Origin of the sequence: uncultured Sanguibacteroides sp. (assembly GCF_900543425.1) — a bacterium.
In the GTDB taxonomy this organism is placed as follows: Bacteria; Bacteroidota; Bacteroidia; order Bacteroidales; family Marinifilaceae; genus Gabonibacter.
Genome location: NZ_UQRQ01000002.1, coordinates 137,078 through 161,800, shown reverse-complemented (window position 1 = coordinate 161,800; position 24,723 = coordinate 137,078). Strand labels below are relative to the sequence as shown.

Sequence of the window (24,723 nt, the reverse complement as noted above, 5' to 3'; positions counted from 1 at the left end):
TTATAAATATACAAGATCAGAACAATGTATATCACCCTGGGTTTCAATGTATGCAGATGCCACGGAAAATCCACCTCCAATGGTCGACATCAGTAATTTTAAGTTCTCTTTTGCCAATTGCTGGTTTAATTTTAAAGTCATTGTTAACGGAATGGAACCTCCGCTCGTGTTTCCATAATCGGGAAACGTGTAAGGGGCCTTTTCTGACGGGATCTTTATTTTTTTGCGAATTTTTTCGCATAAAAATTTATTGGCCTGATGCATGACCAGAAAATCAATATCATCTTTATTTATATCGAAATGACTCATCAAGGCACCGACAGATTTAGGCATGTAAGAATTGGCAAAAGAAAAAACATCTGTTCCGTTCATTTTTAGATGTGTTCTGTTCCGTTTTATTCCCTCTTCGTCTTCTTCCATAATAAAAGAGTCCGGAGTGATAGGATTTCGATATCCTCCGTCGGGAATATACACGGAGCTGAATTCGGAACCGTCCGTGAGGAAATGAAATTTCATTAAGTCGTAATTGTCCGGTTGATATTCCAAAGCGGTAACCGTTCCCGCGTCTCCGAAAATCAAATAAGTACTTTGGTCATAATAACTGACATTTTTTGATTGCGTATTTCCGACCAGAAGCAGACCTTTTTTAAAAGATCCGGTAGACATCAGGTTACCGATAATGCTCAACCCGTATAGATACCCGGAACAACCATGGTTTATATCAAATGCCATGATATTTGTTGGTAGACCCAAACGATGCTGGAGAGTACAAGACGTGGACGGAAGTTTATAGTCTCCTGTATGCGAGGCAAATACCAGTAAATCGATTTCTGATTTATCCCAATGCAGATCCGTTATCAATTTTTCTGCCGCTTCACAGCAGAGATCAGAGGTACATTGATTTTCTTTTACCCGATGTCTCTTTAATACACCTACTGATTCTACATATTTTTCCAGCGTCTCTCGCGGTAAAAGATCATAATCAAATGTCTCTTCTACATCGGAAGGAACACACGCTGAAATTCCCGCTATTTTTACTTTTTTGACCTCAAGAAATGACATTACTTGGATTCAATCAAATTATACAAATCTTCTATGGTCTTGCAAGATCTTAAATCTCCCCCGGAAACGCGTTTTCCCATTTCATCATCAACCATCGCGATAATAGACAATGCTACCAATGAACCCCATTCACCCAGATCTTTATAGATTGTTGCAGGTGTGAATTTTTCAACCGGGGTGTCGTCAAATTGTTCTGCAAATGACTGTACAAATTCTTCTAGTTTCATAATTCTTTTTCTTTAAATGGATTTATACTATTATACTCTTCTATTTCCCAAAGAGAAGTTACTTTTTTATCAGGATACATGCGGGTAACAATCTTTTGTAACGTATCGTCCGTGCCGACTTCATAGAATTCCGTTACTCCGTCTTTTACCATGTTATTTACCATATCTGTCCACAACACGGAATGAGTAATATGAATAATAAGATTATCTTGAATTTCTTTCGGGTTAACGTGGGCTTTTCCGTCCACGCACTGATAAATGGGACAACGTGGTTTCTTAAATTCCGTGTCTCTGATTATTTTACCTAATTCTTTTTCCGCTTCAATCATGAACGGGGAATGGAATGATCCCCCGATGGCTAAAGGAACAGCTTTTTTGGCTCCTTCCTTTTTGAATGTTTTGCAAGCTATTTTTACCCCTGCCTTCGATCCTGTAATGACTACCTGACCGGGGCCGTTATAGTTCGCAAAATAGATGGGTTCACCGGATTCTTCAGAGATCTCTTTTAATCTCTTTTGAATATATTCATCCGGAAAACCGATAACGGCTCCCATGGCGGTATCAAATTTTTCGCATACTTTTTGACCGATTAAGGCCCTGTTCAACACAAGATTTAAACCGTCTTCATAGGATAAACAACCGTTTACAACCAAAGCAGCGAATTCTCCCAGTGAATGTCCGGCAACGACATCCGGTCGAATTTCATTCTGTGTTAAAGCCGTGGCGACCTCATACACAAACACGGCAGGCTGCGTATTTTTTGTTTCCATTAATTCCAGTTCATCTCCATGGAACATAACATCGGTTATACGTCTGCCGAAGTAATCATTGGCTCGTTCAAAAAGTTCCTTGGCCCGGGGGAAATGATCATAAAGTTCCTTACCCATGCCTTGGCGTTGACAACCTTGCCCCGGGAATATAAATGCTTTCTTCATTTTAACTGCTTATCAAATTTATAACCTCTTTTTGTCGAATTTTGATACACGTCAATTCCTCTTTTCCCCAAGTTGATTAAATGAGGTATTATCTCTTGTGCGTGATATACTCCGATAATTAAGTTTGATACTTGCGAACAGGTGTACCAATCTTCATTAAAATATTTTTTTGTCATTTTTTTTGTCGCAAAAAGCTTATATCTAACATAGCTGTTATCATAACAGTAATAACATTTATGCTCACCATCCATATCTATGTATTCATGTTTGACTGGCTCTCGAGTATAAAAAGAAGAATAATAAGGATACTCTTTCCTTAATACAGATTCCACACAGTGTAGCATTGTTCCTATATAATATCTTCTTAGACCGAGAGTAAAAACTAATGCATCGATTTGAGATAGCCTGTAATAAGGAGATTTCTCGTCCCAACAAGACTCACCTAAATGGTGTTCCGCGAGTAAGAAATCACTTTGAGGACCTAAAGCACAAACGGAATGTTGGACATTGATGCTTCTTTTTACACCGGGATATCTTCTAAAAGTTTCAGCTAATGTTCCTGCTCCCGTGATACTCTTTTTTACATCAAAAATTTTCCCTTTACGTAATAGGGGAAAAGCAGGCATGATTAATGTTCCTTCAGGTCCGATTACTTCTAAAATTGCGTCAATCAGATTTTCTTCAGAACCGTTATAATTATACATTTCATCCCAAGAAGAGTGAATAAAAACATTGCTTCCTCTTTTCATCCCCATTTTTTTCATCTCTTCTATAATGTCTTCAGTCATGATTTTCTTTTTATATATCCAGGGGCCATACCTTAACCTGAAATACTTCTGAAAGCTTCTGAGGGTTAGTGTTTGATTTTGAGGTATTCCCAAAATCTTTTTTGCAATCTTAATTAGTTTTTTTCTCAAATTTTGATAACGAATTATTATCTATTTTTCTCCTTTTGAATAATAGAACGATAAAAATAACAAATATATATAGGCTGAAGCTCTGAACGTACTAAACAATATCAACGCCCAATAAATGTTGAAATCCCATAGATAAGCAATAATTAGGGGAGCAATAGAAGCAAACGTGTAGTATAATTGCCATATTAAATTTTGTTTTAGTTTATTGGTTATGATTAATACCCCGGATAAAGATATTGCAATAAAATCAATGGCAATCATGGGGAGCAATATCTGAGCGTATTTTCCTGCTACTGACCATGTTTTACCTAATACGAAAGCAAAGAGATCGGGTAAAAAATAGATAACGGCAAGAGAAGCCACTAAAGTTAGTACAAGCAGAATTTTAAATAATTTCACGAATAATCTTCTGAAATTTCCTTGCTCCAGATATATTTCATTTGCTTTTTGTCTAAAAGTATCTCGTATTGATATACTGATTACGCTAATTGGTACGCTAAGTATTGTTATTGCCATAGAAAAATAACCAACATCAGTGTTGTTGTAATAGGCTCCGAGTATTAATACAGGAACTGCTCCTCCTACTGTGTTTAGTAATTGAGCCGGCATTGTAAATTTAGGGAATTCGATAAACTTAATAGCCATATTTTTCATTCCTTTACAAGAGACCTTTTTAAAAGTTACCCAATCTTTATTTATTACACGAAAAACACAACATAATGCGGTGATAAACCGTCCTATAATATCTCCAATGATTAAACCTGAATTTTGAAATTTTGTAAACCCAAATACTAATTTTCCAATTGTTACAGATACAGAATTCGTGATTTTATTTAAAGATAAATTGAAATAATATTTTTTTCTGACACACCATTCATTATAACAATTAAAAATATTGATAAAAAAAGCGGCAAATGGACAGATCAATATCCAATATTCCAGATTATTGCCGCATAATCTCCCGACTTCATTCCGAAAAAAATACAACGGTAATAAAATTATTAATAAGAACAACAAACTAATCACCAATGACAAACAAGTAATATTAGCGGCATCTTTATCATCTTTTGCTACAAGAATAGCAAATTCATACTTTCCCGTGGAGATGACGGTTAGGATCGAAATGACCGATGTTAATGATGCCAAAATGCCGAACTGCTCAGGACTATAAATTCGCGCAAGGATAGGATAAATTAATAGTGGCAAAAATTGAGCAATGGTTGTACCTATAGTTAAGGTCAGTGCATTTCTTGCAAAAGGACTACTTTTATAATTTTTATAAAAACCTAAAAGATTGAATGCCATCGGTTAATGGATTACAGAGCACTATCCTGCCAAGCGAATTTTCTCTTGTTGTATCATTCCATAAGATACTAATCTATAACTGTATTTTAATTTTCAACAGATAAAGATTTAATATTTTAATTATAGAATGAATGTTAATTGTTTGTTATAATATATTTCACGGTGATATATTGTTATTTATTAATATATTACACCATTTCATTAAATGCTTTTTTATGGTATAAGAAATCTTTCAATAAACGACCGATTAATGATAGTCATTTTTACATGCAAATAAATCAGAAAAAAGATTAATATATATTATATTAGAATCTCTAAGACCTATAAATTATTTTACAGCTTCGCCCGGTCAATCCCATGGGGGATCTAATCAGAATTTTTAGTTTTGTATCATATATGATACATTTTCGGCCACATTATAACGAGTGCAAAAGTAAAAAAATAATACTACATACAAAATAAACGACTCTTTTATCTCGCATTTAGCAAGCTTTTTTATCGATCATGTTCTTCACTACCATTTTATTATTGATTTTATTTTTTTTGTTGCCGACATTTATTTTTTATATAAACGACTTCTTTATAAAACGAATAATTCCGATATACCCACTACATGTGTAAATTAATATAAATACACACATTATTACATTCTAAAAAATGATTAGAAATGTCATTAATCGGTCGATATTTGATCTCGAAATAGAGGCTGTTTAGGAATCTCTATTCTACTTTAATTAATCTATTCTAATGATTAAATAATCATTTATTTATATGATGAAACTTCAAATGGTTGACCTGAAAGGTCAATACGACAAAATAAGGGAGAAAATAAAATCTAAAATATATTCAAAGATATGAGGAAATTTTGCAGTAGGAAAAAGACTATAAATTATTTGATTTTACTTTTTACAGAAAGTGTCAGCATTAGTTATTTCAATAGTTTTGGAATAAGTAGGTATAGAAAAATATCAAATTCATGACATTACATTTTTTTTGTGAAAAAAGCAAGTTGTTTTATCTCATGAATATTCTTTCATTTTTTGTTTTAGGTATGGGTGTTTACTGTATTAGTATTTAAATATGTCAATATTTCTTTTGAGGGACTATTAAATTAAAATCATCATTATTATGTTAAACGAAAAATCTGTCTTAATAACGGGCGGGACAGGCTCTTTTGGAAAAAAATTTGTAGAGACTATATTGCGAGATTATCCTGCAGTTCGAAGAATTGTTATTTATTCTCGGGATGAATTGAAACAGTTTGAGTTGAAACAAAAATATCCGGAAAAAGAATATCCTCAGTTACGTTTTTTTATCGGAGATGTACGGGATGGAGAGCGTTTAAAGCGGGCTTGTGAAGGTATTGATGTAATTATTCATGCTGCGGCCATAAAGCAAGTAGATACAGCGGAGTATAATCCGGATGAATGTGTAAAAACCAATATACATGGAGCCCAAAATGTGATTAATGCAGCATTGGCAACGAATGTGAAGCATGTTGTGGCATTATCGACTGATAAAGCATGTGCACCGATAAACCTGTATGGTGCTACAAAGTTATGTTCTGACAAATTATTTGTTGCAGCGAATAATATAAAAGGAAGTCGAGATTTGCGTTTTTCGGTTGTGCGTTATGGAAATGTAATGGGATCCAGAGGATCGGTCATTCCTTTTTTCATGAACCGAAGGTCAACGGGAGTACTTCCTATTACTCATGAGGAAATGACTCGATTTAATATTTCATTACAAGCGGGAGTCGATTTAGTGATGTTTGCCATCGGACATCACTTAGGCGGAGAAATTTTTATACCAAAAATACCTTCATACAAAATTGTAGATGTAGCTAAAGCCATAGCTCCGGATGCAAAAATTGAAATTGTCGGGATACGTCCGGGGGAAAAATTGCATGAAGAAATGATCACTCCGACGGATGCCATGAATACGATCGATCTGGGAGCTTATTATGCAATTCTTCCTTCTGTATCAGATCGTTATACGAGAGAAGATTTTATTAAATATCATAACGCAACACCTGTCCCGGAAAATTTCCATTATAGTTCTGATAAAAATACCGAGTGGGAAACAGTAGAATCCATGCGTGAAAAAATAAAAAAATTTGTAGATCCTAATTTTGAAATTGAATGAAAGTTGTCGCCATTATTCAAGCCCGTTGCGGATCGACTCGGTTTCCGAATAAGGTTTTTGCTGACATCTGTGGAAAACCGTTAATTTGGCATGTTATAAATCGATTAAAATTTGCTTACACTATAGATGAGATCGTATTAGCGACTACAACAAATTCTTTAGATGATAAATTGTACGAATGGGCTATTCTTAATCATATAACTGTATTCAGAGGAAGTGAAAATGATGTTTTGAATCGATATTATAATTCAGCAATTACCTGTAAGGCTGATATTATTATACGCATAACTGCAGATGATCCTTTTAAGGAACCATTAATTATTGATCGTGCTGTTCGTGTTCTCCAGGAAGAAAAGGCAGATTTTGTTTGTAATAATTATCCACCTACTTTTCCTGAAGGATTAGATGTGGAAGTATTTACCAGGAAAGCTTTGGAAGTAGCTGAATCAAAATCGGTCAGTTCTTTCGAACGTGAACATGTTACACAATATTTCTATCGTAATCCGTCAGATTTTAAGATTATAAATATTGCTCATACTGAAAATATTTCAAATTTAAGATGGACGATTGATACAGAAAAAGATTTCTTTATGGTTGAAAGGGTATATTCATTTCTATATAGAGAAACTGATGAGATCTTTCATATGGATGATATTCTTCAATTGATCAAACAATATCCCGATATAGCTCAGATGAATTCAAATGTTACCCGTAGTGAAATGTATAAAAATAAATAATTATGGAACGTATTTCCCAATTAGAGCGTGATTATGTCAATCAGGTTTTAGATAATGCTTTTGCAACTTCTTTAAATTCTGTTTTTACTAATAGATTGGAATCGGCTTTTGCCGAGCGATTTCATACGGCTTATGCAATCGGACACTGTAATGGTACGGAAACAATGCATACTGCACTAGCAGCCTTAGGTGTTTTGGCTGGAGATGAAGTGATTGTTCCGGCGTTGACAATGACCAGTACTTCTTTAGCTGTATTGCACAATGGTTCTATTCCGGTGTTTGCAGATGTAGATCCTGATACTTTTCTTATAACAGCCGAGAGTATTGAGCGAGTGATAACTGACAAAACGAGAGCTGTTATTACTGTATCACTTTATGGATTATCACCTGATTATGATTCTATCTTAAGTGTTTGTCGAAAACATAATCTTTTTTTAATAGAAGATAATGCAGAATGTTTTCTGGGTAAATATAAAGGAAAAATTGTGGGGGAATTTGGTGATTTTTCGAGTTTCAGTTTTCAAGCGAGTAAGCATTTGACAACTGGTGAAGGTGGAATGCTTATTACAAATAATGAAACATATGCGGATAATGCGCGTCGTTTCAGTTGCCTCGGATATGCAGGAGTTAGTGCTAAAAAAGGTAAGATTACCCGCAATGACATTCAGGATCCCAAATACAGTAGACATATTGCTATGGGGTTTAATTATCGTATGTCTGAACTACAAGCTGCAGTCGCTTTAGGACAATTGGAGCGTATTGAAGAATTGGTTGATAACCGTTTGAAAATTGCTGAAATCTTTGATGAAGCTATTGGAGATACGACTTTATTGAAGCGTCAGGCAGAGCCTGAAGGTATAGTTAATTCTTATTGGTCATATAGTTTAGTGCTGAATACGAGTAAACCAGATACGGATTGGTATAAATTTCGTGATCTATTTCAGAAAAATGGAGGTGATGGGTATTATGCTGCTTGGAAACTTTCCTATAATGAGCCTTTTTTTCAAAATATTGTTCAAAATATGAAAGGTGTATGGCAAAAATATAATGCTGATTTGTGTCCTATTTCAGAATACTTACAAAGCAGAATGATACAATTAAAGACGAATTACTGGAATTTGGATGAAGCCAGGCAACAAGCTAAAGTATTACGACAAACAATTAATCAATTTAAATAGAAAGTTATGGGACCATTCAATAAAGAAATTAAAATCGGAAGCCGGCTTGTTGGGCAAGGGCTCCCTACGTATATAATTGCAGAGATCGGAGGTAATTTCGACGGTAGTATCGATAAAGCGAAACGTTTGATCGATGCAGCGAAAGAGTCCGGTGCAGATTGTGCAAAGTTTCAGACATTCACAGCTCCGACAATTGTTTCGGAAGGGGGATTTTCCAGGATGCAACTGAAAGGGGTTCACGGTTCTTGGGGGAGAACCGTTAGTGAAGTGTTTAAAGATGTAGAATTTCCGATGGAATGGCATCAAGAGATCGCAGATTACTGTAAGCAAGTTGGAATTGATTTTTCCACTTCTCCTTATTTTAAAGAGGCTGTTGATTTATGTGTTGAATTGGATGTGCCTTTTATTAAAATCGGTTCCGGTGATATTACCTGGTTGGAAATGCTGGATTATATTGCCCGTACGGGGAAACCGTTGATGTTGGCAACAGGTGATGCTACATTGTCGGAGATAGACGAGGCTGTCAGAACGATAGAAGCTACAGGAAACCGGAATCTTATTTTGATGCAATGTATTACCAATTATCCATCTAAAATAGAGAGTGCCAATGTTAATGTGTTGAAAACCTATCAGTCGGCTTTCGATGTATTGACTGGATATTCGGACCATGCACCGGGACCGGTAGTTGCTTTGGCTTCGGTGGTATTGGGAGGATGTGTGATTGAGAAACATTTTACATTGAATAAAAAAGACAAGGGGCCTGATCATCCTCATTCCATGGAACCACAGGATTTTAGACAGATGGTCGATTACGTTCGGGAAGTAGAACGAGCCATGGGAAGTACCCGGAAAGAAGTGGTTGCCGAAGAAGGGGAAACGGTTTATGTACAACGTCGTTGTTTATATGCCAAACGGAACTTACCGAAAGGACATATTATGACTGAAGAAGATATTGATGTATTGCGTCCGGCTTTAGGGATTCCTCCTAAATATAAGTCCGTTATCATTGGAAAAACCTGTAAAGAAAATATAGAAAAAGGACAACCTTTATTTTGGGAAAATTTCTGATGCTCACGGAAAGAGAGATTTTCATAACTTTGGTCGATAACGATTTGATCCGGGCGTCTGATGCCATTATTCTACTGGAGGGTGACGGATTCAATCGTTATCGGCATGCGGTAAAGCTTTTTCAGGAAAAATGGGCTCCGTTGATTGTATTCAGTGGAGGGATTACAGATTATGCTTATGGGAGTTTCCCCTATGCGGAAATAAAACCATTGCTTTTACAAGCGGGCATTCCCGAGGAAAATCTGTATCATGAAGTCCGATCTTTAAATACCAGGGAACAGGCGGAAGAGATTATAAAACTTTGTTTGCAATGGGATTGGAAGAAGATTATACTTGTCGCGTCTCCTTATCATCAATACCGGGCCTATCTGACCTTTCTAAAATCGGTTCAGGAGGCAGAAGCTGAAATCGTGATTTATAATGCTCCGGTCGACCAGTTGGAGTGGTTTACTCCACAGCCCTGGGGTGATCGGTATTCCTGTTTACAACAGGAGTTTGATCGGATTGAAAAGTACTCGGTCTTGGGACATTTAGCAACTTATTTTGAAGCAATTACTTATCAAAAATGGAAAGAAAGTATAGTATCGTACTGATATTGAATTTTATATTAGCGATTTTGTTTTTTCATTCATGTGCTCATAAGGAAGAAGGTATGAGCGAAGATATAGAATGGTCTGACAGTTTTGGTTTAGAGGATATAAAGCTTATCTGGAAGGAGAAGCATGCAGCTTTTACTTCTCTGATAAAATTTAATAATAAATATTTCGTTGCTTTCAGAGTCGGAGAAAAACATGTAAGTAGTGGTGAAATTGAAAACGGATATATCCGTGTTTTGGTGTCAGACAATTTATCTCAGTGGAATTCAATAGACTCATTAACATATAACGGAGATTTGAGAGATCCTTTTTTTTCTATTTCACCTCAAAATGAACTTTTAATGTTGTGTGGAGTTAATCAAATGGAAAACGGTAAAATCATTCATGATAAAACAGTATTGAGTTCCTTTGATAAAAAAGTAAATAAGTTTCGTAAATTCTCAGATGTTATCATGGATGATAATACCCGGCCCTGGTTATGGAAAATACGGTGGTGTGGAAAGACTGCCTGGGGATTCGCCTATAAAGAAGGTCTTACTCCACTCCTTATGAAATCGACAGATGCGAAACATTGGACAAAAATATGCTCTCTTCCTGTTCAAACGGAGAATATTCCATCAGAAGTTGATCTCGCTTTTATTGATAAGGAAGAAATGATTGTCGTCGTTAGAAATGATAACGGTCGGGCTGTGATCGGGCGTGCTATGCCTCCTTACCTGAATTGGAAAATAGAGCCTATGGGAATATGGATAGGTTCACCGAATCTGCTTGTAAATTCCCATTATCAACTTTTTCTTACCTATCGTCTTTATGGTAACGGCGGTATCGTAAATTTCACTTTTTCCATGTTAGATACCATGGAATTAAAATTGATAAAATCTTTGAATATTTTCGAAGGTAGCTATTATGATATGGGCTATGGTAGCTCTATATTGGTTGATAATGGAAAAAGCATACTTACTTCTTATTACATTGCCGGAGAGGATAATGCCGGCATTTATATTGCAAAAATATCTACAAAGTAAAACAATTATGAATTGTAATGAAGCGAAACAATTGTTCGCTGATAATTTTATCGGGATTCAGGAGTTAAAACCTTTGCTTCGAAAATTAGACTGTGAAATTGATTTAAATGATATTGATATTCCAATTCTTTTTGAAGATCGGGATTTGTATAAAGCAGCGAAAGATGGTTTTCTTCTTATCCTGGTTATTCCTGATGTTAAGGAAGGTCTTTTTTCAATACGTTCATTGCGCTCATGCTTCGGCATAGATCCGGATAAAGAGGTTCCTTGTTTTTATAATCAAGATTGGTATCTGAATGAAGATTTTATTGACTTTGTAGTAGCTCCCGGTTGGTATTTACTTCAAAAAAATCCTCCGGACTCTACGAGAGCCGTTATGCCCGACGTAATTCTTGCTTCAGAAAATAATATCACGTTTCCTTCTGCAATGCTCTGTGCCTATACATTTTTCGCTTATAGGTTAGCTTACGGAAAAAATCTTTGGGAAACTGATTTTGTATGGTGTAGCGATTTAGATCATAACGGGGACAGGATATATGTAGGTAAATATCATGATATAGACGGAGTTAATAAAGATGGTTTTAGTATTCATCGCCATTTGAAATTGCGGCCGTGTTACACGGCTATTTCTGTTCGTTAACCTTTTTTATGATTCATTCTTTTAAAGGTCTTTCCAAATCGCTCTTGTTTATAGATTCATTTATGGTGTTACTGAATCTGTCAACAAGTTATTCGATTATACCTTATTTATTATTCGGACAGTACGATCGTTACGTCAATATGCTCCTGTTTCTGGGATTCAATATTTTATATGTATCCGTACGATTTAACAAACCATTTACTATTCCTCGAAAAGATGCTCTTTTTTATATTTATTTGATTTTAAATGTATGCAATTTTTTTTCGGCTATTTTGACCGATACAGGATGGAAGTCAGCATTGATTTATTTAACTTTGAATACGGTTTTTTATCTGATATTACATAATCTGTTTAAAGATTATCGAAGATATTATACAACAGCAAAATCCTTATGGTTTATATCTCGCGGATATTTATGGCTTGTCGGTTTGTGTATTTTTAGTTGCGTATTTATGTATTTATTGATAAAAACAGGTATAAATCCTCAGATGAATTCTGTAAATACAAGATATGATTTGTTTAGTGATAATTATAACAATTTGGGTGCGGATTATTATTTACCATATTATCTCTCGGTTTTCCTTGTCTCCTCTGATATAAGAATTCCTTTTTTTCAAGATCAGGGATTCGTGTTAGGTATTTATCATGAACCGCATATTCTAACATTTATGTTATTTCCGGCCCTGTTTTTATCATTGTATTATATTAAAAAAAACAAATATATAATAGTTACTCTGTTGGTTTTCTTATTGATATTACTTTTAGCTGGATCTACAACGAATATTTTAGCTGTATTGTTATGTGTGATTTTTTATCTTATCCACAATATGTTTTTTATAAATAAGAAAACATTCTTAAAAAATTTTGCAATTATAATTTTGATATTGACCGGTTCGTTTTTCATTTATTCCTTACTTAATATTGACGATTTGTTTTTCATTTTTGCTAAGTTGGGGTCCGGTTCGATGGACTATACCCAGGCAACTTTGGAATTTGCAGTTACACCTAAAACTTTAATCGGATCTTCATTTTTTAATCTAAGTTATTTGGATAGAAGTAGTTTTACTGTTACAGGAAATAGAGATATAGGATATATTAATTTTGTTGTTAATATCGTTTTTTTACTTATTTGCGGTTATTATATGTTGAGATTATTCCTTTCGAAGAATCCATATAAAATGGCTGTTTTTTTATTTGCAGCTTATTTTTTTATTCATTCTACGAAAGTGGCAATGGTGAGCTATTCGTTAACCATGTTAATGTTTGTGATATTTCTTATGTCACGAGTGGCAAAACTGAACGATGAACAGTGCATAGAATGTCATTATGTTTAAGTTTTTATCCACAATATTAAGAAATAAGATTTTTCTTTATGTAGGTACACGGTATGTTACCTATGCTTTCCAATTCATAGCCTCTTTTTATATTGCACTTAAATTAGGACCGGTTGGTTTCGGAGTCTGGAGTTTTATTTTACTTCTGATCAATTTTTATAATATTATTGATTTTGGAATTTCTAATTCAATTAATATTCTTTTGGTACAGGATAGGGAGGTCGAAGAACGTAGCTCCAGTCATATATTATCATCTATTATTATAACTATCGGTTTAAATATTTTGGTGATCCTCAGTTTTATTATTATTAAGTATGCCCATTTCGGTTTTTTGTTAAAATATGATATTGGAATATATCTTCCGGCTATATTGTATACAATTATTGTTTGGAATTTCAATAAAGTTTTTTCTTCTATATACCGGGTAAAGAATCGTCTGTTGGAACTGGCTTTTTTTCAATCGATAATTCCGCTACTTTTCTTTTTAGCCGTCATTTTCTCTCCGGTCAACACATTGTGGTATTTATTGGGGGCTTATATGTTAGGCCAGAGTTTGGCTTTCGCCGTATTTATACTTAGGAAACAAATAACGATAAAAGGGGCTATTTCCTGTAGCAGTATGAATACCGTTTTTTTTAAAGGATTTTGGTTATTTCTCTACAATGGAGCTTTTTATCTTATTATGTTTTCGACCTCTTCTTTTGTTAGTGCCTATTATTCTGTTTCCGATTATGGAAAATTCAGTTTTGCATATACACTAGCTCATGCCATTCTCCTATTTCTGGAAGCTTTCGGATACATTGTATTTCCTAAAATCATACAAAAATTGAAAGGAAATAATTTTGAAGAATGTAAGTCAGTTATTTTAATGATACGCAACAGTTATCTTATGGTTGTACACGGCTTGGTATATCTGGCTTTTCCAGCTTTTTACTTGCTTTGTTTGCTTATGCCGAAATATGGGGATATACAACGTATGCTTTGCGTTGCAGCCTTAACGATATTGCCTTATGCTAATGCTTTTGGATTAAATACTTTTTTAATGGCACAAAATAAAGAAAGAAGAATTTCTTGTATTTCCTGTATTTCTTTAATTGTGAATATAGGTCTTTTATTTTTATTTATTCGTGTATTCAATTTTTCTTATGATTTAATACTTGTGGCTACTCTTGTAAGTTATGTTTTATTTACGTATCAATGTGCTCTGTATACATTAAAAGTAATGGGAGAGCCATTCAAATTTTTGAAAGTTTTAGAAATGGCTTTTCCAGTAAGAATAAGTGTCCCATATCTATTTACTTTAGTGGCAACATACTTTTTTTCAGAGAGAGGGCATTTTATATGGTTATTGCTTCCCTTGATTGTATTTCTTTTAATGAATCGTACGTCACTTGGTAAAACAGCTGCCATGATTGTACAACTGGTGAAAAGACCGGAAATTATCGATTTGAAGTAGAAATGTTTTATCGATTTGAATTTTCTCTGTACAAATAATACTAAATATAAGGGATATATATGGACGAAGAAGTTCTCCTTAAGGAATTTGTGAAAAAAGAAGAAGAGAGTGGTTGTTATACTTGTTATGTGGCCGGTGATTATGTGTATAATATTATACGGGCGGATATCAGAAGACTTTATATAAAAACGAATGGATTAGAAATAATGCCTTTTACTTCTCCATTACAGAAAAGAAAGGCTATTCTGTCTTTTTTTATATCATTTTGGCACCTGTTAAAATTAAGCATAAAACGTGGTCATATCGATAACATTATTTTTCCTTTTCATCGGGTCGAAAAAGTAGATAACCTTTATATTGATAAATTTACAGACCCAGTTATAGAATTTAGCTCGTTAAAAAATAATTGTCTGATTTTTGAACGAAGTAGAGCCGGTGTTCACTGTACTCCACGTATTCATGCGAAAATGGTAGTATTTACAGATGTTTTCGATGTTTTTGCCCGACTCTATGCCATTTTATTTTCACGTAGATTCGGTAAAAAATATAAAAATCAATTTAACCGGCTTTTTGAAATTGTGAACCATTTAGTTCCCTATTCTGAGAATGATAGAAAATGTGCAATCCGTAAAATAATGGAATATCGAGCCTTGGCTTATTTTTACAGGAATGTTTATAGGAAGCTATCGCCTAAACGGGTTTTGGTTGTTCCCAGAGTCGCATTTTTACCTCAAATGGTTGAAGCCAAAAAAAGGGGAATAACAACAATAGAGTTTCAGCATGGTATTACTTATGGGGAGACATCAGTATATTCCGGTCGGCGTGAATCTTTGTTCACCCCGGATTATTTTTTTGCCTTTGGTAATATGCCTCCTCGAAATGTGTATGGCATTGATGAAAACCGGATAATAAACATTGGATGGGCATTTCCTTTGTTGCTAAAGAAATTAAGTACAATACTCCCATTTTCAGATAAAGATATTCTGATTATTTCAGATCCGGAAATAACAGATAAAATTGTGAATATCGTTGAAATTTTAGCAGAAGCTAATCCTGCCTATACTTTTCATATACGTCCTCATCCGATGGAAATATTGCAAAGAAAACATCGGATTGTTATAGATTGTCGGAAGAACATCCTTTTACAGGATAATAAGATCAATTCCAATGTTGTACTCAATAGCTTTATACATATTATAGGTGAAAATTCGACAGTACTTTATGAGGCTCTTGCTATGGGGAAAAAGGTTGGTAAATTGTGTTATCCGGCTTTTCGACCCAAGTATCTTAATCCAACAGATAAAGAGGCTGTTTGGGAAATCGCTTCTCAGGAAGATTTTGAAAAGTATGTATCTGAAAGTATAGCTACACGACGGTCTTTGTCTATCTATTCAGAATTTGACGGTAAAAAAATAGATGAGTTGTTTTAAATAATTAGATAAAAACTGAAAATGAAAAATTTAATTATCATAGGTGCCGGTGGAATGGGACGTACGGTATATGATTTAGCTAATGAATCCGTAGGATATGGGGAGGATTTCAGTATTAAAGGATTTTTGGATGATAACCTTCAGGTGCTCGATGGATTTGAGCATTATCCTCCTTTATTGGGTAGAATTTGTGAATATATACCTCAGCAAAATGATGTTTTCATTAGTTCTATTGGGGGAAATTGTCGTGTCGGATGTACTGAAACTATTGAAGCCAAGGGTGGAAAATTTGTGAATATCATTCATAAAACGGCCCGTATCGGAACGAATGTGAAAATGGGACATGGCAATCTTATCGGGGCTTTTGTTTCTATTGGAGCCGATGTTTGTATTGGTAATTACAATATGATACAATCTTATACTGTAATTGGTCATGATGCCCGGATAGGTAACGAAGTTAGAATTGATACGCAGGTTGTTTGTGTAGGAGGTATAATTGTTGAAGATGAGGTTTCGATTCACACTCATGCTGTTATCAGTCATAATGTTATTGTAGGACAAGGAGCCAAAGTCGGAGCTTGTTCTTTCGTGATGCGAAAAGTAAAACCCGGTACAACGGTTTTTGGTGTACCTGCAAAAATTTTATAGAATAAATTTAAATATTGAGCGAGTATGTTGTATGTCTTTTCAAGATTTAAAGAATGTCAGAATCGATTTGAAAAAGAAAAAAGAAGTTTATGGTGGAAAGGTGTATTTTTTGTGGATTGGATGATTGCTTTTTTTATCCATGGAGCATCAATAAATGACTATTTCGCTTATCGTTTCTTTTATCTGAGGCATTCAGGAAGAAAAGAGTTTATCACCTTTCGCCGGCATAAAAAGATACAAGCAATATGTAATCCTACATTGACGGATAGAGAATTATGCAGAGACAAAGCTCGTTTTAATCGTCATTTTTCGGCTTATTTGGGACGTAATTGGTTAGATGTATCTACTTGTACCTTTCAGGAATTCTGCAATTTTTTTAAAAATTATGAGGTTGTTTTTCTTAAGGATATTTCTTCTTTTAGAGGTATCGGTATAAAAAAACTTCAATCTTCAGATGTTAATGTAGAGAAACTTTATCAGCAATTACAGACTAAAAAAGAGGCGAATTATATATTGGAAGAACCGATAATTGAAAATGATGAATTGGCTTCATTTCATCCCTGGTCCATCAATACAATCAGAATTGTTACTGTTTATAATGAAAAAACAGATGAAGTTTATTTGATGAATGCAAGAATTCGTATGGGAAATAATAAAAATAATGTAGATAATTTTCATTTTCAAGGGATTGGTGCCAATATAGATATTCAAAGTGGGGTAATAAATTCCCTCGGTTATGATATGTTCGATAATACCTATATATGTCATCCGCTTACCGGTAAACAAATTGTAGGGTTTCAAATACCTTGTTGGGAAGAGTGTAAATTATTTGTAGAAAAAGCTGCGCGTATGATACCAACAGTCAGGTATATCGGTTGGGATGTAGTAATAGGAGTAAACGGTAACTTTTCTTTAATAGAAGCCAATGATAATGCTGATCATGATTTCCAGCAATTATACAATAAAGGACTCTGGAAAGAATATCGCAAAGTATTGAGTAAAATACATTAAATAACTTATGAATTATGGAGATAAATAAATTCATCGACAAGTTTGCAGAACAATTTGACGATACGGATCGTCATGAGTTTAAAACGGGAACTGTTTTCCATGAACTGGAAGAATATAGTTCGATTATTGCACTATCCATTATCGGAATGATAGATGAGGAGTACAACGTGACGATAAAAAGTGAAGAAATGCGTCAGGCTGTAACAATAGAAGATTTGTACAATATCGTAAAATCTAAGTTGTAATGAATCCGGAACTTCCGTTTGCTTTGAGAAATAAAACAATCATGGTTACAGGTAGTGCTTCCGGTATCGGACGGTGTACGGCTATTGCCTGTGCTATGGCAGGTGCAAAACTTATATTGGCAGATATCAATGAAGAAGGCCTAAAAGAAACATTGTCATTACTGAAAACAGAAAATTGTATTCAGAACCATGAAATACGGGTAGCGGATTTATCTACTGACGAGGGATTAACAGCTTTGATTGATACGTTGTCTATCTTAGATGGGGTTGTTTTTTGCGCTGGTATCGGTATAACTAAAACAATCCCTTTTTATTCCAGAGAAGATTTTTATCGGGTTTTTGATATTAACTTTTTTGCTCCTGTGTTATTAACAAAATTACTTGTTAAGAAGAAAAAACTCAGTAAAGTCTCTTCTTTGGTTTATTTAGTCTCGGTAGCAGGCGTGTTTTCGTTTAAACCAGGAAACGGGATATATGGAGCGTCTAAAAGTGCACTTCATGGATTTGTGAAATTCGCTGCCCTGGAATTGGCTGCAAAAGGTATTCGATGTAATGCTGTATGTCCAGCTATGGTAGAGACACCTTTTTTACAAACAGTGTCTTTATCGCAGGAAGACATAGAGAATGATAAGAAAAAATATCCTTTTAAACGTTATGCCCAACCGGAAGAAATTGCTCAGGGATGCGTTTTTTTGTTATCTGATGCCTCCTCTTATATGACTGGACAAGATTTGGTACTTGACGGAGGGCGATTACTGAATTAGATAAAAATACTATGTTATTAGATAAAAAGGTTTGCATTATAACGGGAGCAGCTCAAGGGATCGGTAAAGTGATAGCAGAACAGTTTGCTTCAGACGGAGCGATCGTATATGCTTGTGATCGTACAGAAGGTCTGATGGATTCTTGGGCGGAATGTATAAGTAAAGAAAACGAAGGAAAGATTTATCCGGTTTCTTTTGATGTGACAGATTCTTTGGCGGTAAAAAATGCGATAACAAATATCTATAAAGCGGAAGGACGTATAGATACCCTTGTCAATAATGCAGGAGTAGTGTTTAATCGTAAACTAGGAATGATTACGCGGGACGAGACTGAATTTATGTTCCGGGTTAACGTTATTGCTGTCATAGAATTGATACAGTTAGTTGCGCGTCTTATGGGACGTAAAGGAGGGGGGGCTATTGTTAATATCGCTTCTGTAACGGCAGTTGTCGGTTCTCCTGGACAAGTTGCCTATTCGGCAACGAAAGGGGCCGTTATTTCATTAACCAGATCGGCTGCGAAGGAATTGGCCCCGATGGGAATACGTGTGAATGCCGTTGCTCCGGGCATTATTAAAACGGAACGTTTCACAGAACTTTACGAGGAAAGTGCGGATAAGATTGATTTACGCATTCAGAAGATTGCGTTGGGGCGTTTGGGAACCCCATCCGATATTGCTAATGCCTGTGCTTTTTTAGCATCGGAAAGAGCTTCATATATATCCGGACAGATATTGGGTGTTGATGGTTGTGCTACCATATAAGCGAATCATAAAATGTTATTGGATATAGATAAAAAAGATAGTAAAGCTGTTGCTGCTATAGATTCGTCAGGTGCAGAGCTCCGTTATGGTGATTTAGTTCATTTTATCGGTTCTATGCCGCAATTATTGCCCCGGCGGTCTTTGGTTTTTCTGCTGGTAGAAAATAATGTCGGTGGAATTGCGTGGACAATGGGAATGTTAGGAGCCGGTGTGGTACCGCTCATACTTAATGCCCGGCTTGATCATGAGTTGTTTACACAATTGAATGAACGTTATAAACCTGCATACCTTTGTGTACCGAAAGAGCAGAAAGAAAAATATGATTATGGTGAAATTGCTTCCGGATACGGTTATGTAATCCTGAAAACCGGTGAAAAAACCGGTGCTCTTCATGATAGTTTATCACATTTATTACCGACTTCCGGTTCTACTGGAAGTCCTAAATTAGTACGACATTGTTATAGAAATATAGAAGCAGCCGGCTTGAATATTTCTACATTTTTCGAAATAAAGGCCGAGGATAAAGCTTTAATGGTGCTTCCAATTTATTATACAATGGGGCTTTCCATGATTTTTAGTCATTTATATGCCGGAGCAACAATTTTGATTACCGGTTTGAATATGACGGATCCTGCCTTTTGGTCTTTTATGAAGGATAAAAAGGCGAGTAGTTTTACAGGAGTGCCGTATAGTTTTGAAGTTCTTAATTTAATGAGATTTTTCCGGATGAGTTTTCCTGACCTTAGATTGCTCACGCAAGGAGGAGGCCGTATGGAACGTAAATTAAATCTGAAATTTGCGGAATATTGTCATGACCATGGAATGAAATGGATTGCGACTTACGGACAAACAGAAGGCAGTGCCCGGATGGCTTACTTACCACCGGAGTATGCTATTAGTAAGGTCGGCAGTATCGGACGGGCAGTACCGAATGGTGAATTATCATTGATCGATGATGCGGGAAAACTGATCGAAGAACCATATAAAGAAGGAGAAATGTGTTATCGGGGTAAAAATGTCACGATGGGATATGCACAAACAAAAGAAGATCTTTTATTGGGTGATGAACGTAATGGATGGATGCGTACAGGTGATATAGCCTATCGGGATGAAGACGGTTTTTACTTTATCGTGGGGCGAATGGGAAGGTTTTTGAAATTATTCGGTATGCGCATAGGGCTTGATGAGTGTGAGCAAATTGTTAAGTCTAAGTTTTCGACAGAATGTGCGTGTTTCGGTACAGATGAGAAAATGATTGTTTGCATTACCGAATCAAATATATTACAGGCTGTAAAGGAGGAATTGGTAGAAAAAACCAGACTTGTTGCTTCAGCATTTGAGATAAAACGAGTAGAGTCATTACCGAAAAATGAAGCCGGTAAAATATTGTACAGTAAACTAAAAAATCAAATAGAATCATTATGACAAATTTAGAGAAATATGAAGAAGTTTTTGTAGAAGTATTTGCAGTGGATAAGAATGTCCTGAATGAGAACTTTAATAAAGAAAACGTAGAGTCCTGGGATTCTATTCATCAGTTAAATATTACGGCAAATTTAGAGGAAGTGTTTGATATTATGTTTGAACCGGAAGATATTATGGCAATGACCTCCTATCAGGCCGGCAAAACGATATTGGGAAAATATAATATAGAACTTTAATTTTATTAAGAGTTTAATTTATTATGGCAAGATGGAGTATCAAAAATGTTGCTTTACGCGGAGTTTCGCTTTGCGTACCTGATCGTGTTGTAAAAACCGAAGATTTTGATTTTTTTACGTCTGAAGAAGCGGAAACATTTAATAATACAGTAGGTATAAAAAGCCGTTATTTAGCAACAGAAGATGTTTGTGCATCAGATCTTTGTCAGGTTGCCGGAGAGAAGCTTTTAAATGAATTAGGATGGGCGAAGGAAAGTATTGACGTGTTACTTTTTGAGTCTGTAACCGGCGACTATAAGACTCCTCCGACATCGACACTTTTGCAAGATCGGATGGAATTGCCTGAAACTTGTTTTGCTATGGATATTCCCATGGGATGTTGCGGTTGTATGTATGCTATTACCGTGGGAGCTAATTTGCTTTCATCAGGCAATGTGAAACGGGCACTTCTTTTAGTCGGAGATACAGCCGTGAGAATGGGATCACTTAAAGATAAAAGCAGAGTGCCTCTGTTCGGTGATTGTGGTACGGCTCTCGCCTTGGAATATGATACGGAGGCGGATGATATACTTGTAGATTTCCGGACAATGGGAAAAGGAGGCCCGGCATTGATGACGCCTCACGGGGGATTTCGTCATCCGGTAACTTCCGAATCGTTTATCTATGAAGATTTCGGTAATGGGATCGTAAGAGCTCCTATACATACTTTGATTAACGGGATGGATGTATTTTCTTTTGCGATTTCCCGTCCTCCGAAAGCGGTACTTTCTTTTATGGAAGATTATGGTATTGATAAAGATATAGATATAGATTATTTTCTGATTCATCAGGCAAATAAAATGATTGTTGACAGGGTCGTAAAGAAGCTCAAATTAGATATAACTAAAGTTCCTTATAATTTGGAGGAATACGGTAATTTGGGGGGAGCTTCTTTGCCTTCATTAATGGTTAGTCGATTAAGAGAACAATTGATGAGAGAACCTAAAACGTTACTGATGTCTTCTTTCGGTCTTGGACTTACTTGGGGAACGATGCGGTTGAAAACCAAGCCGATGATTATTCCAGAAGTGATTAAATTGTAGATGATATTATATGGGTACTTTGATGGTAGCTGGAATTCGTATGACTTGAACTATGTAAAATAGAATGGTGAATATAAAATATGTATAAAAATGGTTTAAAACGTTTCTTTGATTTTGGGGTTGCTTTATCGGGGCTTCTTTTTTTATCACCGGTATTACTTATTGTTATGGGGATCTTAATATATGCCAATAAGGGAGCCGGAGTATTTTTTTTTCAGGCTCGTCCTGGAAAAAAAAGAAAAATATTTAAGGTGATTAAATTCAAAACAATGACGGATAAACGAGATGATCATGGAAATTTATTACCGGATGTGGAGCGTTTAACAAAAGTAGGCAAATTTGTCCGTGCCGTTTCTTTGGATGAATTACCTCAATTAATTAATATTTTAAAAGGGGATATGAGTTTAATTGGTCCACGTCCGCTTTTAGCCAAATACTTGCCTCTTTATACCTCCGAACAGGCACGTCGGCATGAGGTCCGTCCTGGAATCACGGGATGGGCACAGGTGAACGGAAGAAATGATATTACCTGGCAAAAGAAGTTTGAAATGGATGTTTGGTATGTGGATCACCTTTCATTTAAATTGGATATGCAGATTCTTCTGATGACAGTGAAAACAGTTTTATTGCGTAAAGGTGTAGTTAAGGAAGGGTGTGCTACCACCGAACCGTTTAATGGGGAAAATTGAAAGTGAGTAGATATCGGTTGTGAAGTTGTTATATAAAATTAAATAAAGGCATAAATTGGAGGTGATACTACATGGATTTCGACAAATGTAATAATAATGTTTCATGGCCACTGTCGCAGTATTAAAACAGATACATACATTGGTAAAAATTGTGTAATTGGAATCAATGCTATTATAATGTCGGAAGTGATTATTTAGTGATCAGTGTATTATCGGAGGCGGAGTTGTCGTAACTCCAAAAGTTTCTTCTCATTGCATTGTTGTCGGAAATCCTACTAAAATGATTAAGAGGGAATTCAGGTGAATGACAAGGGATAAATTGTTTAAATATAGATTCATTATCAATATTGTATATACATTTAATTATGAAATCAAGAATTTGGCTCTCTTTGGCCCATATGGGGGGAAGGGAGCAGGAGTTTATACGGGAAGCGTTCGATACGAATTGGGTGGTTCCGCTGGGACCGAATGTGGATGCTTTTGAAAAAGCGTTGGCAGCGTATTTACGGGAAGATAAGCATGTGGTGGCGTTGAGTGCGGGGACGGCTGCCTTGCATTTGGGATTGATCTTGTTGGGAGCCGGAGTCGGAGATGAGGTGATTTGCCAGAGTTTTACCTTTTCCGCTTCTGCCAATCCGATTATGTATCAGGGGGCTAAACCTGTATTTGTGGATAGCGAGGCTTCGACCTGGAATATGGATCCGGTGTTGTTGGAAGAAGCAATAAAAGACCGGTTGCGCAAAACCGGCAAATTACCCAAAGCGATTATACCGGTACATTTATACGGAATGCCAGCCCGGTTGGACCGGATTTGTGAGATTGCCGGGCGATACGGAATACCGGTGTTAGAAGATGCTGCAGAAGCTTTGGGATCGGAGTTTAAGGGACGGAAATGCGGTACTTTCGGTGAATTGGCTGCCTTGTCGTTCAATGGAAATAAAATGATAACTACTTCCGGCGGGGGAGCCTTGGTTTGTCGTTCGGAAGAGGAAGCCGGGCAAGTGAAATTTTATGCGACTCAGGCACGGGATGCAGCTCCGCATTACCAGCATTCACATATCGGTTATAATTACCGGATGAGTAATATTTGTGCGGGAATCGGCCGGGGCCAGATGTTTGTATTGGAAGAACATGTGGCTCGCAGAAGGGCAATCCATGCTTTATATACTTCTTTGCTGAAAGATATTCCCGGAATTAGTGTATTGCAGAATCCTTCCTCGGATTTCGATTCGAATTTCTGGCTGACTTGCATTACCGTCGACCCGCTTGTGGCGGGATGTACCCGGGAAAATATCCGTCTGGCGCTGGATGCGGATAATATCGAGAGCCGACCCTTGTGGAAACCGATGCATTTGCAACCCGTATTTGCTGAAGCTCCGTTTTATGGGAACGGCACTTCCGAGCATCTGTTCGATATAGGTCTTTGCCTGCCTTCCGGACCGACACTAACGGATGAAGATATTGAGCGAGTCGTATCTTTGATAGATGGATGTATTTGTCATAAAATAATCAGATAATATAAAAAATGCATTGATCGGGGCAGCAAGGTATATTACGCCCCGTTGTTCGCGTGTGATAAAAGATATTGGCGGGAGAGGGTTTCCGGATAGAGGAGGCTCGGAATTGCATCAATATTGTGCATGATATTCGCCATGCGATTCCTGTCGGGTTAAAAGGAGATTATCACCCGTTAGCCAAATTACCTTTGGCAAAACATCCTTTCGGGTGGGATAGGTAGTTGGGGATTAGAAATAAAAAGTTTAGGGCATGTGTTTTTATCACGTGCCTTTTTTATATAATATTG

Annotated in this window: 25 protein-coding genes and 1 pseudogene; 21 read left to right on the top strand and 5 right to left on the bottom strand. The window is 36.0% G+C overall.

Annotated features, from left to right (window positions below; genetic code table 11):
* The 5 genes from QZR76_RS01775 to QZR76_RS01755 all read right to left on the bottom strand — a co-directional run bounded on the left by QZR76_RS01775 (nucleotide 1) and on the right by QZR76_RS01755 (nucleotide 4,446).
* The gene (locus QZR76_RS01775) at nucleotides 1-1,062 is read right to left on the bottom strand and encodes a ketoacyl-ACP synthase III (protein ID WP_294139832.1); all 1,062 of its coding nucleotides are present in this window, start codon (nucleotides 1,060-1,062) and stop codon (nucleotides 1-3) included.
* Nucleotides 1,062-1,289 carry a phosphopantetheine-binding protein gene (locus tag QZR76_RS01770; protein WP_294139831.1) on the bottom strand — a complete coding sequence of 76 codons (228 nt, stop codon included), beginning with the start codon at nucleotides 1,287-1,289 and terminating at the stop codon, nucleotides 1,062-1,064. The genes QZR76_RS01775 and QZR76_RS01770 overlap by 1 nt, the downstream gene beginning before the upstream one ends.
* The gene (gene fabD, locus QZR76_RS01765; protein WP_294139830.1) at nucleotides 1,286-2,224 is read right to left on the bottom strand and encodes an ACP S-malonyltransferase; all 939 of its coding nucleotides are present in this window, start codon (nucleotides 2,222-2,224) and stop codon (nucleotides 1,286-1,288) included. Before fabD ends, QZR76_RS01770 begins: the two co-directional genes overlap by 4 nt.
* Nucleotides 2,221-3,012, bottom strand: coding sequence for an AAC(3) family N-acetyltransferase (locus QZR76_RS01760; protein WP_294139829.1), 792 nt, complete (start codon nucleotides 3,010-3,012; stop codon nucleotides 2,221-2,223). The genes fabD and QZR76_RS01760 overlap by 4 nt, the downstream gene beginning before the upstream one ends.
* Nucleotides 3,013-3,162: 150 nt before the next feature.
* Nucleotides 3,163-4,446 (bottom strand): oligosaccharide flippase family protein, encoded by a 1,284-nt coding sequence (locus QZR76_RS01755; protein ID WP_294139827.1) that lies wholly within the window; start codon nucleotides 4,444-4,446, stop codon nucleotides 3,163-3,165.
* A 1,128-nt stretch (nucleotides 4,447-5,574) separates the two neighbouring features.
* Here QZR76_RS01755 and pseB point away from each other — a divergent pair.
* The 21 genes and pseudogenes from pseB to QZR76_RS01650 all read left to right on the top strand — a co-directional run.
* On the top strand, nucleotides 5,575-6,591 hold the full coding sequence (pseB, locus tag QZR76_RS01750) for a UDP-N-acetylglucosamine 4,6-dehydratase (inverting) (RefSeq protein ID WP_294139825.1): 1,017 nt from the start codon (nucleotides 5,575-5,577) through the stop codon (nucleotides 6,589-6,591).
* Nucleotides 6,588-7,328 (top strand): glycosyltransferase family protein, encoded by a 741-nt coding sequence (locus tag QZR76_RS01745; protein WP_068689904.1) that lies wholly within the window; start codon nucleotides 6,588-6,590, stop codon nucleotides 7,326-7,328. The genes pseB and QZR76_RS01745 overlap by 4 nt, the downstream gene beginning before the upstream one ends.
* Nucleotides 7,329-7,330: 2 nt before the next feature.
* Nucleotides 7,331-8,506 (top strand): DegT/DnrJ/EryC1/StrS family aminotransferase, encoded by a 1,176-nt coding sequence (locus QZR76_RS01740; RefSeq protein WP_068689902.1) that lies wholly within the window; start codon nucleotides 7,331-7,333, stop codon nucleotides 8,504-8,506.
* Nucleotides 8,507-8,512: 6 nt separating this feature from the next.
* Complete coding sequence (locus QZR76_RS01735; protein ID WP_068689900.1) at nucleotides 8,513-9,574, top strand: N-acetylneuraminate synthase family protein; 1,062 nt, start codon at nucleotides 8,513-8,515, stop codon at nucleotides 9,572-9,574.
* Complete coding sequence (locus QZR76_RS01730; protein ID WP_294139824.1) at nucleotides 9,559-10,167, top strand: YdcF family protein; 609 nt, start codon at nucleotides 9,559-9,561, stop codon at nucleotides 10,165-10,167. The genes QZR76_RS01735 and QZR76_RS01730 overlap by 16 nt, the downstream gene beginning before the upstream one ends.
* Nucleotides 10,140-11,195, top strand: a complete 1,056-nt coding sequence (locus QZR76_RS01725; protein WP_068689896.1) for a hypothetical protein — start codon at nucleotides 10,140-10,142, stop codon at nucleotides 11,193-11,195. The genes QZR76_RS01730 and QZR76_RS01725 overlap by 28 nt, the downstream gene beginning before the upstream one ends.
* Before the next feature lie 7 nt (nucleotides 11,196-11,202).
* A complete protein-coding gene (locus QZR76_RS01720; protein WP_294139823.1) occupies nucleotides 11,203-11,835 on the top strand; it encodes a hypothetical protein in 633 nt (210 codons plus the stop codon).
* A gap of 452 nt (nucleotides 11,836-12,287) precedes the next feature.
* The gene (locus QZR76_RS01715) at nucleotides 12,288-13,169 is read left to right on the top strand and encodes a hypothetical protein (RefSeq protein WP_148453235.1); all 882 of its coding nucleotides are present in this window, start codon (nucleotides 12,288-12,290) and stop codon (nucleotides 13,167-13,169) included.
* Nucleotides 13,162-14,625 carry an oligosaccharide flippase family protein gene (locus QZR76_RS01710; protein ID WP_294139821.1) on the top strand — a complete coding sequence of 488 codons (1,464 nt, stop codon included), beginning with the start codon at nucleotides 13,162-13,164 and terminating at the stop codon, nucleotides 14,623-14,625. The genes QZR76_RS01715 and QZR76_RS01710 overlap by 8 nt, the downstream gene beginning before the upstream one ends.
* 59 nt (nucleotides 14,626-14,684) lie before the next feature.
* A complete protein-coding gene (locus tag QZR76_RS01705) occupies nucleotides 14,685-16,055 on the top strand; it encodes a hypothetical protein (protein ID WP_294139819.1) in 1,371 nt (456 codons plus the stop codon).
* 21 nt (nucleotides 16,056-16,076) lie between these two features.
* Complete coding sequence (locus tag QZR76_RS01700) at nucleotides 16,077-16,703, top strand: sialic acid O-acetyltransferase (protein WP_294139817.1); 627 nt, start codon at nucleotides 16,077-16,079, stop codon at nucleotides 16,701-16,703.
* A gap of 24 nt (nucleotides 16,704-16,727) precedes the next feature.
* Nucleotides 16,728-17,714 (top strand): sugar-transfer associated ATP-grasp domain-containing protein, encoded by a 987-nt coding sequence (locus tag QZR76_RS01695; RefSeq protein ID WP_294139816.1) that lies wholly within the window; start codon nucleotides 16,728-16,730, stop codon nucleotides 17,712-17,714.
* 14 nt (nucleotides 17,715-17,728) lie between these two features.
* Nucleotides 17,729-17,959 carry a phosphopantetheine-binding protein gene (locus tag QZR76_RS01690; RefSeq protein WP_068689881.1) on the top strand — a complete coding sequence of 77 codons (231 nt, stop codon included), beginning with the start codon at nucleotides 17,729-17,731 and terminating at the stop codon, nucleotides 17,957-17,959.
* Nucleotides 17,959-18,723: an SDR family oxidoreductase gene (locus tag QZR76_RS01685; RefSeq protein WP_068689879.1), complete on the top strand. Its 765-nt coding sequence runs from the start codon at nucleotides 17,959-17,961 to the stop codon at nucleotides 18,721-18,723. Before QZR76_RS01690 ends, QZR76_RS01685 begins: the two co-directional genes overlap by 1 nt.
* Before the next feature lie 11 nt (nucleotides 18,724-18,734).
* Nucleotides 18,735-19,487 carry an SDR family NAD(P)-dependent oxidoreductase gene (locus tag QZR76_RS01680; protein ID WP_068689877.1) on the top strand — a complete coding sequence of 251 codons (753 nt, stop codon included), beginning with the start codon at nucleotides 18,735-18,737 and terminating at the stop codon, nucleotides 19,485-19,487.
* 12 nt (nucleotides 19,488-19,499) lie between these two features.
* On the top strand, nucleotides 19,500-20,912 hold the full coding sequence (locus QZR76_RS01675; protein WP_068689875.1) for an AMP-binding protein: 1,413 nt from the start codon (nucleotides 19,500-19,502) through the stop codon (nucleotides 20,910-20,912).
* A complete protein-coding gene (locus QZR76_RS01670) occupies nucleotides 20,909-21,148 on the top strand; it encodes an acyl carrier protein (protein ID WP_294139815.1) in 240 nt (79 codons plus the stop codon). The genes QZR76_RS01675 and QZR76_RS01670 overlap by 4 nt, the downstream gene beginning before the upstream one ends.
* A gap of 23 nt (nucleotides 21,149-21,171) precedes the next feature.
* Nucleotides 21,172-22,230: a ketoacyl-ACP synthase III gene (locus tag QZR76_RS01665; RefSeq protein WP_294139813.1), complete on the top strand. Its 1,059-nt coding sequence runs from the start codon at nucleotides 21,172-21,174 to the stop codon at nucleotides 22,228-22,230.
* Between the two features lie 80 nt (nucleotides 22,231-22,310).
* On the top strand, nucleotides 22,311-22,919 hold the full coding sequence (locus QZR76_RS01660) for a sugar transferase (protein ID WP_294139811.1): 609 nt from the start codon (nucleotides 22,311-22,313) through the stop codon (nucleotides 22,917-22,919).
* 365 nt (nucleotides 22,920-23,284) lie between these two features.
* Nucleotides 23,285-24,436: an aminotransferase class I/II-fold pyridoxal phosphate-dependent enzyme gene (locus QZR76_RS01655; protein ID WP_294139808.1), complete on the top strand. Its 1,152-nt coding sequence runs from the start codon at nucleotides 23,285-23,287 to the stop codon at nucleotides 24,434-24,436.
* Nucleotides 24,437-24,501: 65 nt separating this feature from the next.
* Nucleotides 24,502-24,657 (top strand): annotated as a pseudogene (locus QZR76_RS01650) (oxidoreductase); the annotation flags it as partial.
* Nucleotides 24,658-24,723 lie beyond the last annotated feature (66 nt).

What these genes read in the sequence shown, in the direction of transcription:
- QZR76_RS01775 (WP_294139832.1), bottom strand. Translation starts at nt 1,062, where the DNA reads ATGTCATTTCTTGAGGTCAAAAAAGTAAAAATAGCGGGAATTTCAGCG.
- QZR76_RS01770 (WP_294139831.1), bottom strand. Translation starts at nt 1,289, where the DNA reads ATGAAACTAGAAGAATTTGTACAGTCATTTGCAGAACAATTTGACGAC.
- fabD (WP_294139830.1), bottom strand. Translation starts at nt 2,224, where the DNA reads ATGAAGAAAGCATTTATATTCCCGGGGCAAGGTTGTCAACGCCAAGGC.
- QZR76_RS01760 (WP_294139829.1), bottom strand. Translation starts at nt 3,012, where the DNA reads ATGACTGAAGACATTATAGAAGAGATGAAAAAAATGGGGATGAAAAGA.
- QZR76_RS01755 (WP_294139827.1), bottom strand. Translation starts at nt 4,446, where the DNA reads ATGGCATTCAATCTTTTAGGTTTTTATAAAAATTATAAAAGTAGTCCT.
- pseB (WP_294139825.1), top strand. Translation starts at nt 5,575, where the DNA reads ATGTTAAACGAAAAATCTGTCTTAATAACGGGCGGGACAGGCTCTTTT.
- QZR76_RS01745 (WP_068689904.1), top strand. Translation starts at nt 6,588, where the DNA reads ATGAAAGTTGTCGCCATTATTCAAGCCCGTTGCGGATCGACTCGGTTT.
- QZR76_RS01740 (WP_068689902.1), top strand. Translation starts at nt 7,331, where the DNA reads ATGGAACGTATTTCCCAATTAGAGCGTGATTATGTCAATCAGGTTTTA.
- QZR76_RS01735 (WP_068689900.1), top strand. Translation starts at nt 8,513, where the DNA reads ATGGGACCATTCAATAAAGAAATTAAAATCGGAAGCCGGCTTGTTGGG.
- QZR76_RS01725 (WP_068689896.1), top strand. Translation starts at nt 10,140, where the DNA reads ATGGAAAGAAAGTATAGTATCGTACTGATATTGAATTTTATATTAGCG.
- QZR76_RS01720 (WP_294139823.1), top strand. Translation starts at nt 11,203, where the DNA reads ATGAATTGTAATGAAGCGAAACAATTGTTCGCTGATAATTTTATCGGG.
- QZR76_RS01715 (WP_148453235.1), top strand. Translation starts at nt 12,288, where the DNA reads ATGTATTTATTGATAAAAACAGGTATAAATCCTCAGATGAATTCTGTA.
- QZR76_RS01710 (WP_294139821.1), top strand. Translation starts at nt 13,162, where the DNA reads ATGTTTAAGTTTTTATCCACAATATTAAGAAATAAGATTTTTCTTTAT.
- QZR76_RS01705 (WP_294139819.1), top strand. Translation starts at nt 14,685, where the DNA reads ATGGACGAAGAAGTTCTCCTTAAGGAATTTGTGAAAAAAGAAGAAGAG.
- QZR76_RS01700 (WP_294139817.1), top strand. Translation starts at nt 16,077, where the DNA reads ATGAAAAATTTAATTATCATAGGTGCCGGTGGAATGGGACGTACGGTA.
- QZR76_RS01695 (WP_294139816.1), top strand. Translation starts at nt 16,728, where the DNA reads ATGTTGTATGTCTTTTCAAGATTTAAAGAATGTCAGAATCGATTTGAA.
- QZR76_RS01690 (WP_068689881.1), top strand. Translation starts at nt 17,729, where the DNA reads ATGGAGATAAATAAATTCATCGACAAGTTTGCAGAACAATTTGACGAT.
- QZR76_RS01685 (WP_068689879.1), top strand. Translation starts at nt 17,959, where the DNA reads ATGAATCCGGAACTTCCGTTTGCTTTGAGAAATAAAACAATCATGGTT.
- QZR76_RS01680 (WP_068689877.1), top strand. Translation starts at nt 18,735, where the DNA reads ATGTTATTAGATAAAAAGGTTTGCATTATAACGGGAGCAGCTCAAGGG.
- QZR76_RS01675 (WP_068689875.1), top strand. Translation starts at nt 19,500, where the DNA reads ATGTTATTGGATATAGATAAAAAAGATAGTAAAGCTGTTGCTGCTATA.
- QZR76_RS01670 (WP_294139815.1), top strand. Translation starts at nt 20,909, where the DNA reads ATGACAAATTTAGAGAAATATGAAGAAGTTTTTGTAGAAGTATTTGCA.
- QZR76_RS01665 (WP_294139813.1), top strand. Translation starts at nt 21,172, where the DNA reads ATGGCAAGATGGAGTATCAAAAATGTTGCTTTACGCGGAGTTTCGCTT.
- QZR76_RS01660 (WP_294139811.1), top strand. Translation starts at nt 22,311, where the DNA reads ATGTATAAAAATGGTTTAAAACGTTTCTTTGATTTTGGGGTTGCTTTA.
- QZR76_RS01655 (WP_294139808.1), top strand. Translation starts at nt 23,285, where the DNA reads ATGAAATCAAGAATTTGGCTCTCTTTGGCCCATATGGGGGGAAGGGAG.